Source organism: Albibacterium profundi (genome assembly GCF_042159835.1).
GTDB classification, from domain to species: domain Bacteria; phylum Bacteroidota; class Bacteroidia; order Sphingobacteriales; family Sphingobacteriaceae; genus Albibacterium; species Albibacterium profundi.
Window position 1 is genome coordinate 2,079,080 of sequence record NZ_JBBVGT010000002.1, and the last position, 14,279, is coordinate 2,093,358.

Sequence of the window (14,279 nt, forward strand, 5' to 3'; positions counted from 1 at the left end):
TTACATGTCAGTGTTTATTTCAACAGATTAACCGAATATAGATCTCGTCGTCTATCTTTCATTGTTTTTACCGTTCCATATTCGTGCAATTCCTTTAGCAGATACAGGTCGACATCGGCCAGTACAAGCATCTCCGTATTGGCCGTGGCTTCAGCCTTCACACCATTGGTAGGAAACGCAAAATCAGACGGAGTAAAGACAGCTGATTGCGCATATTGTATGTCCATGTTGTTTACCTTCGGCAGGTTTCCTACCGATCCGGCGATCGCGACATAGCACTCGTTTTCTATTGCGCGGGCTTGTGCACAATTACGTACACGGGTATAACCATTCTGAGTATCCGTTAAAAATGGGACAAACAGGATCTGCATTCCCTGCTCTGCCAAGATACGGCTGAGCTCCGGAAATTCAACATCATAGCAGATCAGGATTCCAACTTTGCCACAGTCTGTATCAATGACTTTTACCTTATCGCCGCCATACATCCCGTAGTACTTAAGTTCATTCGGCGTAATGTGTACTTTGCGATATTCATCGTAACTTCCATTTCGATGACACAGGTATGAGGCATTATATAGCTTGTTATTTTCAACCAGGGGCATGGAGCCCGAAATGATATTTACGTTGTATGATACCGCGAATTGTTGAATCTTCTCCCTGATCTCATCAGTCATTTCTGCCAATTTGCGCATGGCCTCCGTTTCTGGTAAATCATTGAAAGGACCCATCAGCGGCGTATTGAAGAATTCCGGAAATACAGCAAAGTCGGCGTTGTATCCACTTACTGCGTCAACAAAAAATTCGACCTGATCATAAAAATGGTCGATATTACTGAACGTACGCATCTGCCATTGTACCAAACCTAAGCGAATGGTCTGTTTTGAGGGAGAGCTGGCCTTGGAATCTTCTTCGTAATAGATGTTATTCCATTCGAGTAAGGTTGCATACTCCATTGATTGTTCATCCTCAGGAAGGTATTTTTTTAATATTTTCTTTACGTGAAAGTCGTTCGACAGTTGAAACGTCAATGCCGGATCATAAATCTCTTTTTGCTTTACTTTCTGAATATATTGGCGAGGCGTCAATTTATCTGCATGTTCATGGTACTTCGGAATACGTCCTCCGGCAATAATGCTCTTCAGGTTCCATTCCTCACACAATTCCTTTCGTGCATCATAGAGTCGCCGCCCTAAGCGAAGCGACCGGTAGTCAGGGTGTACAAATACTTCAATCCCGTAAAAAATATCCCCATCCGGTGTATGTGTGGTGAATTTCCCATTATCCGTAATCTCCTCATAGGTATGACCGGAATTGACATCTTTCGAGTTTGTGATGATAGCGAGGGCGCAAGCTACAACTTTTCCATCCACCTCAACACAAAGCTGTCCTTCTGGGAAAATATTTATTAGGTCGCTGATATTTGTTCGGGTCCACACACCGCCAGCATCTCCCTTATATGCTTCAATCATCGATTTCTTCAGATCCGTATAATCTTTAATTGTAAGCTGCCTAACCTCTATGTTCATAAATAGTCGTTTGTTTTTATTTGGAGAAATATAAGCAAAGCTTTTGCCAGTTTTTAGAAGAGCGTATTGCCTTTTATATTTGTTTTACCCAAATGTGTGTATGCCAGATCGGTGCATTCTCGGCCGCGACTGGTCCGCATTAAGAAGCCTTCTTGTATGAGAAAAGGCTCATAAACTTCCTCAATAGTACCTTCATCTTCACCAACCGCAGTAGCAATCGTTTTTAAGCCGACTGGTCCACCTTTGAATTTGTCAATAATGGTCATCAGAATCCGATTGTCCATTTCGTCCAGACCGTATTCATCTACGTTTAATGCATCAAGCGCATATTTCGCAATCTTGGTGTCGATTTCACCATTCCCTTTGATTTGGGCAAAATCCCTTGTTCTACGCAATAGAGCATTGGCAATTCTGGGAGTGCCGCGACTACGGCGGGCTATTTCGTAGGCACCTTCATCATTAATCGGCGTCTTCAATATATGAGCTGATCGTAATACGATATCGGTTAAGAGTTTGGCATCGTAATATTGCAATCGTGAATTTATTCCAAAGCGAGCACGTAGGGGAGCAGTTAATAATCCTGATCGGGTAGTCGCGCCAATCAGTGTAAACGGACTCAAGGAGATTTGTACCGATCGGGCATTGGGACCCGTTTCCAACATGATGTCGATCTTAAAGTCTTCCATTGCGGAGTAGAGGTACTCTTCCACAACCGGACTCAAGCGGTGTATCTCATCAATAAAAAGAATGTCGCCATCGTTTAAATTCGTAAGGAGCCCGGCCAAATCACCTGGCTTGTCCAATACAGGCCCGGAAGTAATCTTAATTCCCGTACCCATTTCATTCGCGATGATATGAGATAGGGTTGTCTTTCCGAGACCTGGCGGCCCGTGTAGAAGAACATGGTCGAGCGCTTCGCCTCTTAATTTGGCGGCCTCAACAAAAATCTTCAAGTTCTCAAGAATTTTAAATTGGCCTCTAAAATCCTCAAAAAACTGAGGTCGTAAAACCTTCTCAATATCCTTCTCTGGCTGCGTTAATCTTTCCGGATTAGGGTCTAGATGCTCATTCATTTCCTCTGGTATCGGTCAAACAAAGATAAGGTTTTAAGATAAAGAAAATTCTACGGATCTAAGACTTGTAATTTCTAAAAAGACTATTCATCTTCATGTGAATCACACCCAAGAAAGCCTCACGGAAAATACGTGTACTCATTTTCGAAACACCGGCCGTCCGATCCGTAAAAATGATGGGAATTTCTACTACATTAAAGCCGTATTGTATCGCCGTAAATTTCATTTCAATCTGAAATGCATAACCTACGAAGCGTATTTTATCTAAAGATATCGTTTCCAGAACCTTTCGTCGGTAACATACGAATCCTGCGGTGGCGTCCTTGATCTTAATGCGAGTAATCAAACGAACATAAGCCGAAGCAAAGTAAGACATCAATACACGGTTCATGGGCCAGTTGACTACATTCACTCCCTTAATGTACCGGGATCCGATAGCCATATCCGCTTCATGCTGGCAGCTATCACGCAAACGTAACAGGTCGTCTGGATTATGTGAGAAATCGGCGTCCATCTCAAAAATATATTCATAATCCCTTTTTAGTGCCCATTTAAAACCATGAATATAAGCAGTCCCTAAGCCTAATTTGCTTTTTCGCTCTTCAATATAGAGCATGTTGGGGAATTCCTCTTGTAGTGACTTTACGATAGCAGCAGTACCATCGGGTGAACCATCATCTACGATCAGAATATCAAAGGGGTCGGGAAGTGAAAATACTTTCCGGATAATCTTTTCAATGTTTTCTTTTTCGTTATACGTAGGAATAATTACTAAGCTGTCACTCACCTGTATAAATTTAAATCGCCATTCTCGCTATCTTTTAAAGATATAAAGAACGGCGATTTTTATCGTCATTATTTTATAAAATAAATGTTTTCAATGTATACCGTGCATCAGTTTCTTCAACCATGGAGACAAAGCCATTAGCAATACGCCTGCAACCACTGAAACAATGAAGAACATCAAGAAGAACGTACTGATCGAGTATGTCTGAGCAATTTGATCGATATAACTTCCAATAAAGCCACCCATGAAGTTAGCTATGGCGCTTGATAAAAACCAGAAGCCCATAATCAATCCGATCAGGTTTTTCGGTGATAGTTTACTCATATAAGACAGGCCAACCGGAGATAGACATAATTCACCAGTCGTATGGAAGAAGTAAGCCAAAATCAACCAGATCATGCTCACTGAAGCTGTTGTTGCCCCTGATGGGATTTCACTTGCTCCATAAGCCAAAGCTCCAAACCCGATTCCCAACAAGATTAAGCCAATCGCAAATTTAACCGGTCCACTCGGATTGAATTTCGTTTCCCACATTTTAGCGAAGACCGTTGCCAATGTGATAATAAAGAAGGAGTTCAAAATCTGAAACCATGATGCGGCCACTTCGGTGTCTACCCGTGAAAATTCACGATCTATTTTCCAAAATGCAATTCCCCAAATAATCACAAAGCTCAAAGCCGTAAAAAAGATCGATGCCGGATATACCGCAAATATCTTTTTCGCCAAACTGATCAATACCCAGCTTAATAAAATAAGAGGGATGATAGTCAGTAGGGAATCGACCCATTTAAACGTCAATGCAGCCTGCCCGTCAAGCATCCTATTGGTATAATCGTTCGCAAAGATGGTCATAGACCCCCCGGCTTGTTCAAATGCCAACCAAAAGAAAATGGAGAAGAAAATCAGCACACCTATCACGATCAGACGATCGCGTCTAACATTCGCAGGTGTCTTTTCATCTTCCTCCTCGTCCGTCGTTGCACCTGAGTGTGTTTCGTGTTCGCGTTTCTTTGCTTCGCGCGGATCTTCACCCAGTTTTCCGAATATCTTACGTCCAAAATAGAACTGCAACATGCCGAAGAACATGAAAACACCCGCTAGGCCAAAGCCCCAGTGCCATCCTATATTTTCACCGATGTATCCACAAAGTCCCATTCCTAAAAACGCACCTGCGTTAATACCCATATAGAATATCGTATAACCAGCATCTTTTCGGTCACTGTTATCCGGGTATAGCTGACCCACAATCGATGAAATATTCGGTTTAAATAATCCGTTACCTAAAATCAAAAGGCCTAATCCCGCGTAGAAAAAAGAATCTGTAAAGCCTTCCAAGGCCATGGACGCGTGTCCTAAGGTCATAATCAAAGCACCCCAAAACACCGCTTTTCGGTAACCGGTAATCTTATCGGCTATCAAACCTCCGATGAGTGGCGTTAAATAAACCAATCCAGTGTAAATACCATAGAGCCTCAAGGCTTCTTGATTTGTCCATCCCCATCCTTCTTCCGATATGGTACTAACCAAAAAGAGAACCAATAAGGCTCTCATGCCGTAGTAGCTGAACCGCTCCCACATTTCCGTAAAGAAAAGAACAAACAACCCCACCGGGTGCTTCAGCACCGTTTTCGTGTCAACACCATTCTTAATCAGGTGCGTGCTTAAAATTTCATCTTGATCCGAAGGTTTCATATAAAAGTAAGTAGTTTATTTTTATGTTTATCTCTGTTTTTTGCTGGTCTCTAAATGCCAAAAATGCAATAATTATCCGAAAATCAAAGGAGTAATTTTTATAATCTGCTGTTTTGGCTTATTTGATTTACAATTTTTCAAAAACGAACTTGGTGATTTTATTGAATAGATGAATCGACGTATTTCCGCCATAAATTCCATGATTTTTATTTGGGTAGTAAGCTTGTTCAAACGGAACATTCGCTTGAATCAAGGCTTCAGAAAACATAACACTGTTTTGAAAGTGTACATTATCATCAGCAGTTCCATGAACCAATAGGAAATTTCCTTTCAATTTATCAGCAAAATTGATAGGCGAATTGTTGTCATAACCTTCCGGATTTTCTTGTGGAGTTCTTAAATAACGTTCCGTGTAAATAGTATCATAAAAACGCCAGTTTGTAACAGGGGCAACGGCAATTGTCGACTTGAAGACATCTGCACCTTTGGTGATTGCTAACGAGGCCATATAACCACCATAGCTCCATCCCCATAGACCAATACGGTCCTCATCTACATAGCTTTGCTTACCTAACCATTTCGCTGCTTCAATCTGATCGATGATCTCGTATTTACCCAATTGCAAATAGGTCATCTTTTTAAATTCAGCACCGCGGAAACCCGTACCACGGTTGTCTACACAAACAACCAAGTAGTCATGTTGCGCCAGAAAGTCGAACCAGTAGTTATGGTTCCATGAATTTGCAACATTTTGGCTGCCCGGTCCGCCATATACATACATCAGTACAGGATACTTCTTATTCGGATCAAAGTCTGCAGGTTTAATCATATAGCCATTCAGTTCCACACCCTCTGATGTGGTAAACGAAAAGAATTCACGAGGCGTGATACCATATTGCTCATTCACTTTCAAGGCTTCAGCATTGTCTTCCAATACACGTTCAACTTCTCCTTTTGCATTGTTTAAGGTAATATAAGGAGGTGTTTCTACACTCGAATGGTTTAGGATATAATAGCTAAAGTCCTCGCTGAAAGTTGCTGAGTTGGTTCCTTTTTGAGTACTTAATTTCGTTTTCTTTTTACCCGATAGGTTGATCGAATAAATATCACGTTCAAGCGGAGAACTTTCGGTCGACTGGTAATACAGGGTATTCGTTTTTTGATTTACACCATACAGTCTTGTAACCTCCCAGTCGCCATCTGTTATCTGACGTACCAGTTCACCGTCCATATTATATAGATAAACATGGTTGTAGCCGTCGCGCTCACTTGTCAAGAAGAAATGTTTCCCATCTTCTAGGAAAGTTAAATCATCATTGATATCGATATAGTATTTGTCGGTTTCCGTTAACGCCACTTTCGATGAGCCTGTTTCCGCATCTACGAATAAATAATCCAAGTTGTTTTGGTGTCTATTCATTCGAAATACACAAAGTAAATTTGGATCCTGCGTCCACTTAACGCGAGGAATGTATTGATCGGTTTCCGTACCTACATCAGCCGTTTTTGTCGTCTTCTTCTCAAGATCATAGATATGGATGCTCACTACTGAGTTTTTCTCGCCCGGCTTAGGGTACTTAAACTTGTACACCGTCGGATAAAGATCTTCGTACATCATCATGGAGAATTCACGAACTTCACGTTCGTCAAAGCGGTAGAATGCTATTTTATTTCCGTCCGGACTCCAGAAAAAAGCTTTCGCAAAAGCGAATTCCTCCTCATATACCCAGTCGGCGCCCCCATTGATAATCTCATTGTATTTCCCGTCAGTTGTAATTTGTGTTTCCGCACCAGTCGCCAAATCGGTTACAAACAGATTGTTATCCCTCACGAAGGCTACCTTACTGGCATCTGGTGAGAATGTAGCATACATCTGCTTTCCTTCCTTTGTGGAAACAGGCGTTATTTTCTTGCTTTTAATGTCGAATACATAGTAGTATGCTTTGCTTGAGCGACGGTAAATGGCCTCTCTCTCATGTGCAATTAATATTTTCTCTTCGTTAGCACTGAAATCCGTCCCAATCGGAAGCTTAATGTCCTCATAAACCAAATCCGCTTGAGAAAATAAGCGTTCAGCAATCTCACCGTCCTTGTAATTGTTGCGTGCCACAAAGCGGTCTTGGGTGGCAGTATCTATTTCGATCGAAACATAGGTCTTACCATCATTCATGGATCGCAAGCCTTGCACACTCTTGGTTCTAAATGTACCCTTTTTGTATATATCTTCTAATGTGATTTCACTTTGTGCATTTGCTAAGCACGTTGCACCTATCAAAAATAAAACGAGGAAATATCTCTTCATATTGGGGTTGTTTTTATCTGTTTTAAAAGAAAATAATGCGCAAAATACAAATAATGTAATTGCTTTTTATAATGTAATAAAGTTGATATGCTTATTTTTTATAGTTTTTCGACCACCATGGCACTTGCACCACCGCCACCATTACAGATGCCTGCGACACCAATTTTACCAGCTTCTTCGTCGAGTACGCTAAGCAGCGTTGTCACAATCCTAGCTCCCGATGCACCTAGGGGATGACCCATTGAGACCGCACCGCCGTAGACATTGACCTTCTGGCTGTCCAGTCCTAATTCTTTGTTATTGGCTAAAGACACCACAGAGAAAGCTTCATTGATTTCGTAGAAATCCACATCGCTCTCCTTTATTTTTGCCGCTTGAATAGCGCGGGGTATCGCTTTAGACGGTGCCGTTGTAAACCATTCAGGCGCTTGCTGTGCATCTGCATAGCCCAATATTTTAGCGATAGGTTTCAGCCCAAGTTCTTCCACCTTCGCTTTGCTCATCAGAATTAAAATCGCTGCGCCGTCGTTTAACGTAGACGCATTGGCTGCAGTCACCGTACCATCTTTTTTAAAAACCGGTCGCAGTTGCGGTATTTTATCAAAATTCACCGCATTGATTTCTTCATCCTCATCCACCATCGTCACATCGCCTTTTCTTCCGGTAATCTCAATCGGAACAATCTCCTTTTTAAAGCGACCTTCTTTATTTGCCTTTTGCGAACGTTTATATGATTCTATTGCATAGGCATCTTGCTCTTCACGCGAAAAGTTGCACTCCGTTGCACAAAGCTCGGCTGCCGAGCCCATATGATAATCATTGTATACATCCCATAAACCATCCTTAACCAGTCCATCGGTTACCTGCCCATGCCCCAAACGGTATCCCGTTCGCGCCTTGTCCAGGTAATAGGGTACATTACTCATGCTTTCTGCGCCTCCAGCAACCACCACCTGATTAATACCAAGTTCAATACTTTGCGCCCCCAGCATAATCGCTTTCATGCCTGAAGCACAAACCTTGTTAACCGTCGTTGCCGGCAGATCACCTAGGCCGCCCAGTTTTGCTGCCTGCGTAGCAGGAGCCTGTCCCAAATTGGCAGAGAGCACATTGCCTAAAAACACTTCATCCACCACAGCTGCTTCCAGTCCTGCACGCTTTATTGCTGCTGCTATTGTCTTACCTGCCAGTTCCGTAGCGCTCAGGGAAGCTAATTTTCCTCCGAAGCTACCGATAGGCGTTCTAACCGCTGAAACGATAAAAACCTGATTGTCCATAAGTCACGAATTGGTTCAACGCAAGTTAGCAAAACTTGCTATAATTTTCCTTAGAAATGGTAGATTCTCTTTAGAAATCTTAATTTTGGATGAAATACGATTATTGTGAGTAAAAAGAAAACCAACAAAAATAAGTTCCTGGAACAAAACCCTCAGTTATTCAGGTATGCGCTGATGTTTTTTTGCGTCGCAATCATTGCTATTTTTCTACCAAAGCATCCGCGCTTTCGTTTTGAATTCGAAAAGGGTAAAGTCTGGTTAAACGAAGACCTTGTATCACCCTATAATTTTGCCATCTTAAAAACGGCAGAAGAGTTGGCGGCCGACCGTGATCAGATTCTACAATCCATCAACCCCATTTATGAATTCCAGTCGAAAGTCGGGCCCGATCAGATCTCAAGAATGCAAGCAGATCTGACCACCAAATGGGCAAATACCACGTTTGATCCCGACGATGAACAGTTCTACTACGAAGTTGCCACAGACATATTAACCAAAATATATGCTGATGGGGTCATGTCACCAACTAAGAAATTTCAGATTGATGACAACCATTATAACTTCACACTTCTTCGTGACAAGATCTCGACTGTAAAGAATACTGTCGATGTGTTTACTCAGGAGACTGCGTTTGCTTACGCTGATGAAATCATCAAGAAAAGCAATCGTATTGAACATAAAGAATGGCTTAAGCGGATAGTTCTTGACCATATTCAAAATAACTTCGTGTATAACGAGCAACTGACCAATAAGCTGGAAGCGGATGCTTTGGCAAACATATCAACAACCCGAGGCATGGTGCAAAAGGGAGAGTTGATCATTGCTGAAGGAGCTACTATTGACAATGAAGCCTATCAGAAGATTGAATCCTTACGAAATGCTTACGAAGAAGAAGCCCGAATAGGAGGGGATATCAAAGTCGTTATCCTCGGACAAGTGCTCATTGTCGGCATGATCGTCTTCTTGTTAATGGCCTTCCTGTTTCTATTCCGGAAGGATATCTATAATGATAACCGACTGCTCGGCTTAATTCTTTTGGTCATCACCAGTATGCTGGTACTGTTGTCCTGGGCAGTTAGTATCAAGTTGCCAAACTTATACCTCATACCGTTTTGCATCGTGCCTATCATCATCCGTATCCTGTTTGACACGCGGATGGCACTGAATATTCATTTATTAATGGTGTTGGTGGCAGCGTATTTTGTGCCAAACAGCTTTGAATTTGTATTCTTGCAGTTGACTGCCGGTATGGTTGCAATCTATAGCATCAAAACCCTAATCAAACGAGAACAATTCCTTCTATCTGCGTTGTTTATTCTAGCTACCTATGTGGTGGCGTACCTCGGGATGGTTCTTATACGCAACGGAAATGTCGATGACGTTCGCTGGTTAGATTTTGTGCCTTTCATTGTCAGTGTGATACTAACACTTCTTGCTTATCCGCTCATTTATGCGTTCGAACGTTTCTTTGGCATCACATCGGATGTAACCTTGATGGAATTAACCAATACCAACTCGAAGTTGCTCAGAGAAATGTCCTATAAGGCACCCGGTACTTTCCAGCACTCCCTACAAGTTGCGAACCTTGCAGAGGCAGCTATTTATCAGATCGGCGGAAATTCTCTACTTATCCGTGCCGGCGCACTGTATCACGATATCGGTAAAACATTGAACCCACAGTATTTCATTGAGAACCAAACCAAAGGATATAACCCGCATGACGGACTTACCTTCGAGCAGAGTGCACAAATCATTATTTCCCATGTCTCGAAGGGGATCGAGATGGCTCGAAAGGCCAATTTGCCAGAAGAGATTATCGACTTTATCAAAACACACCATGGAACAACCCGTGTAGATTATTTTTATCAATCTTATATCAAAACCTTCCCTGAGAAATTTGTGGATGAAGATTTATTCCACTATCCCGGACCGATACCTTTTTCTAAAGAAACCGCTGTATTGATGTTAGCGGATTCCGTAGAAGCCGCATCCAAAAGCATCAAAGAACCAGATGCGAAAAGCATCAGCAATCTAGTTGATAAAATCATTGATTATAAATTAGAGCAAGAGCAGCTTAAGAACAGTGATATTACCCTCCAAGAGGTGGAAAAAATTCGCGAAATCTTTAAAAACATGCTGATGAGCATCTATCATGTTCGGGTAGATTACGATATTAAAAAAGATAAAAAAACTGAAAGTCAGCCGACAGGAAATTAAAGGCTGGCGATTCTTTAAAATATTTTTGCAAAGTAGTTTGATTTGCTATATTTGCATTCCTTAAACGGAGAGGTGCCTGAGTGGCCGAAAGGAACAGTTTGCTAAACTGTCGTACTGGAAACGGTACCGCGGGTTCGAATCCCGCTCTCTCCGCTGAGAGGGTCTTCATCACGAAGACCCTCTTTTTTTTACCATTAAAGCGACTGTAATTCCGCTCCTTTTAATCTAAATTGTCAAGCTATATCGTATTTTTACCATAAAATAGCCTTATGAAGAAAAGTCACCTGACCCTATCGCTACTTTTTTGTGTATTTATTTTTAGCTGTACGCCCTCTCGGAAACAAGTACAGATCCTTCATTTTTCGAGCCAGTCGGATGAAAGGCTTGTTGAAGACATCCAGACGTCGGTTAGTTCCAAAGGCTGGTCGCTGATTCAAAGCCCAGATCCGCTGTTGTTTGCTGAAGACTCCCTTCAAAATATCAGCGCTATTCTTTTAACGGTCAGTGAACTTAACCAATTGGATCATCGTGCTATTCCTCGTTTAAAACGCTATTTAGAAGCCGGTGGCGGAGGCATTGTTGCTATTCGTGATACCATCTTGTCGAATCATGGCTGGCCTTGGCTGCAGCGTTGGCGTGAACAAGACTCTACCACCATGTTTGAACAAGACCGAGGTCGGTTAGCCGTATTGGATTCTAATTATACCGAGGAAGAACTGATGGCTGCACTCAGCTATACGATCGGTAAGAACAAAGTTCCCGATTTCAGTAAAGCAACAAGCCTAGCGGTACCCGATAGCAGTCGCTATACACGTGAGGTCTTAGTTGAAGGGCTAGACGAGCCGCTGCAGATGGCTATTCTTCCCAATAAAGATGTGTTATTTGTCGAACGCAAGGGCGGTCTTAAACTCTATGAAGAAGCCAGTGGGGAAACGAAAACTATTGCTAATATCAATGTTTTTAGCGGAATTGAAGATGGTTTACTGGGTGTGGCTGCGGATCCAGACTTCAAAGAAAACCATTGGATCTATCTATATTATGCTGTTGCAGGCGAAGAAGCAGTCAACCGCTTGGCCCGCTACGAGTTGCATGGCGACAGCTTGGCCCTGAATACCGAATCCAAGGTATTAGAGATACCTACGCAACGGATATACTGCTGTCATTCAGCTGGATACGTGGCATTTGATCAAGATGGTCTTTTGTACCTGTCGGTTGGAGACAACACCAATGCAGAAGAAACAGAAGGTTATACTCCAGTCGACGAGCGACCCGGCCGGCATCATTCGGACGATCAGGCTACTGCCGCTAATACCGACGATTTAAGGGGAAAGATTTTGCGGATTAAACCGCTGGATGAAGGTGGATATGCCATCCCGGACGGAAACTTATTTCCCAAGGACGGTTCGGAAGGGCGCCCAGAAATCTATGTGATGGGTGTGCGGAATCCTTTTCGCTTTAGCCTTGACCCAAAAAATGGCTATTTCTATTTTGGTGAAGTAGGACCTGATACGAAAGTGAAAGGACGTACGGGTGAACTGATGAGCTTTGATGAAATCAACCAAGTTCGTGAACCCGGATTTTATGGCTGGCCTTATTTTCTTGGCGACAATGAGATCTTCCCGATGTATGATTACGGGACCAAAATACCAGGTCCGGGAAAAGATCCAGCAAAGCCAATCAATGAGTCGCCCAACAACACCGGCGCTCGCGAACTACCGCCAGCACAGCCTGCCATGATCTGGTATGGAAAAGGGGTGTCACCTGAATTTCCTTTGGTGGGGACCGGAGGAGCGAGTGCCATGGCAGGTCCCGTTTATTATCGATCTGAATTTAATGATGCACCCTATGCGCTATCCGAATATTATGATGGAAAGCTGCTGATTTACGAATGGATTCCTGGCTGGATTATCGCGGTGACCTTGGATGAAAATGGCGAATATCTGCGCATGGAACCGTTTCTAGATCACATAAACTTTGACGCGCCGGTCGACTTGCAGTTTGCGGACGATGGCTCCCTGTATATATTGGAGTACGGGACCAATTGGTTTTCCAAAAACACCAATGCGCGAATAACGCGTATACAATATGTCGAAGGAAACCGGGCGCCGAAAGCTGTCATCGAAATGGATCAACAATATGGTGCTGCGCCCATGATGGTTCAACTCTCAGCGGGAGAGTCGGCCGACCTAGACGGGCAAGGTCAGCTTCATTACGAATGGATTATTAATGATGAGAAACTTACTGGCGAAGGAGTAAGCTATACTTTTGAGAATAATGGCACCTATGAAATAATCTTAAAAGTTGTCGATAAAGATGGCGCCGTCGGGGAGACGACGAGGGAAGTGTTTGTAGGTAATACACCGCCGGCTATATCTATCGCCACACAATCAAATCGGAGTTTCTACTGGGATGGAGTCGACTTAGATTACGATATTCAAGTATCCGATCCAGAGGAGGATATCGATCCTTCAAGATTGCAAATCGCTTTCGGATATATACCACAAGGTAGGGATGTCGCTACCATTCTCACTGGAAATCAAGATATCAGTAGTCTGCAGCACATACGAGGTAAGCAAATGATCGCAGCACTGGACTGCAAATCATGCCACTCGTTAGATCAAGAGTCGGTTGGCCCAACCTACCTAGCTATTGCTGACCGTTATGCCGACCAAGCAAATGCTAAAAAGCAGTTAGCACGCAAGATTATCGACGGCGGAAGCGGTAATTGGGGAGAACGAGCAATGACACCTCACCCTACCGTGTCAGTCGAAGAAGCTCAGGAGATGGTCGATTATATTTTGTCGCTTTCGAATGAGCCGTCCAGTTTGCCATTGCAAGATGTTATTCCACTAAAAGCTCATGAAGGCAAGGGTAATGAAGGGGTGTATTTGCTGAATGCCAGCTATAAAGATCAAGGAGCGAATGATATTGGAGAATTACAGAGTCGCGATTATCTGCTATTGAGAAACCCCTTAGTGCAGGTCGAGGACTTCGATGAAGGAAATGTTCGCATTGGTACCATCACGACCGAATTCCTGTCTTATGCCTTGGGAATTGTCGATGGTAAGTACATGAAGTTTGATGCAATCGATCTCAGTCAGGTGAAGTCCCTAATCTACAATATTCAGCCCAACGGGGCAGGAGGTACGATTGAGTTGCGAATCGACGGGATCGATGGGAAACTTATTAGTTCCTTGGAAGTGCCGGCAGCGTCGGGCGACTGGGCCGCGATCGGCTGGAAGGAGTTCACCGCGTCGGTAAACGCTACCAAAGGACAGCATGATCTCTATTTCGTATTCAAGGGAGGCGATCAAAACTTTTTCAATCTCGATTGGATCAAGTTTGAAAGACAATAAATCGTCATTAACTAAATCATTCTTATTTTAGCATTAAATCTGTAATAAA

8 protein-coding genes and 1 tRNA gene are annotated in these 14,279 nt (G+C 42.9%); 3 read left to right on the forward strand and 6 right to left on the reverse strand.

From position 1 onward, the window contains the following. Positions 1-14: 14 nt before the first annotated feature. The 6 genes from WKR92_RS10760 to WKR92_RS10785 form a co-directional block, all read right to left on the reverse strand. A complete protein-coding gene (locus WKR92_RS10760; RefSeq protein ID WP_375557837.1) occupies positions 15-1,526 on the reverse strand; it encodes a carbon-nitrogen hydrolase family protein in 1,512 nt (503 codons plus the stop codon). A 53-nt stretch (positions 1,527-1,579) separates the two neighbouring features. Continuing rightward, on the reverse strand, positions 1,580-2,599 hold the full coding sequence (ruvB, locus tag WKR92_RS10765) for a Holliday junction branch migration DNA helicase RuvB (protein WP_375557838.1): 1,020 nt from the start codon (positions 2,597-2,599) through the stop codon (positions 1,580-1,582). 58 nt (positions 2,600-2,657) lie between these two features. Next, complete coding sequence (locus tag WKR92_RS10770) at positions 2,658-3,386, reverse strand: polyprenol monophosphomannose synthase (RefSeq protein ID WP_375557839.1); 729 nt, start codon at positions 3,384-3,386, stop codon at positions 2,658-2,660. Between the two features lie 90 nt (positions 3,387-3,476). Beyond that, entirely contained in the window at positions 3,477-5,078 is a 1,602-nt protein-coding gene (locus tag WKR92_RS10775; RefSeq protein WP_375557840.1) for a peptide MFS transporter, read from the reverse strand. Positions 5,079-5,205: 127 nt separating this feature from the next. Continuing rightward, a complete protein-coding gene (locus WKR92_RS10780; protein ID WP_375557841.1) occupies positions 5,206-7,380 on the reverse strand; it encodes a S9 family peptidase in 2,175 nt (724 codons plus the stop codon). Between the two features lie 98 nt (positions 7,381-7,478). Further along, the gene (locus tag WKR92_RS10785) at positions 7,479-8,657 is read right to left on the reverse strand and encodes an acetyl-CoA C-acyltransferase (protein WP_375557842.1); all 1,179 of its coding nucleotides are present in this window, start codon (positions 8,655-8,657) and stop codon (positions 7,479-7,481) included. Between the two features lie 174 nt (positions 8,658-8,831). Between WKR92_RS10785 and WKR92_RS10790 the strand changes: the two genes are divergently transcribed. The 3 genes from WKR92_RS10790 (at position 8,832) to WKR92_RS10800 (ending at position 14,230) form a co-directional block, all read left to right on the forward strand. Further along, positions 8,832-10,874: an HD family phosphohydrolase gene (locus tag WKR92_RS10790; protein ID WP_375557973.1), complete on the forward strand. Its 2,043-nt coding sequence runs from the start codon at positions 8,832-8,834 to the stop codon at positions 10,872-10,874. Between the two features lie 66 nt (positions 10,875-10,940). Next, positions 10,941-11,027, forward strand: a tRNA-Ser gene (locus WKR92_RS10795). Between the two features lie 116 nt (positions 11,028-11,143). Further along, entirely contained in the window at positions 11,144-14,230 is a 3,087-nt protein-coding gene (locus WKR92_RS10800) for a PQQ-dependent sugar dehydrogenase (RefSeq protein WP_375557843.1), read from the forward strand. Positions 14,231-14,279 lie beyond the last annotated feature (49 nt).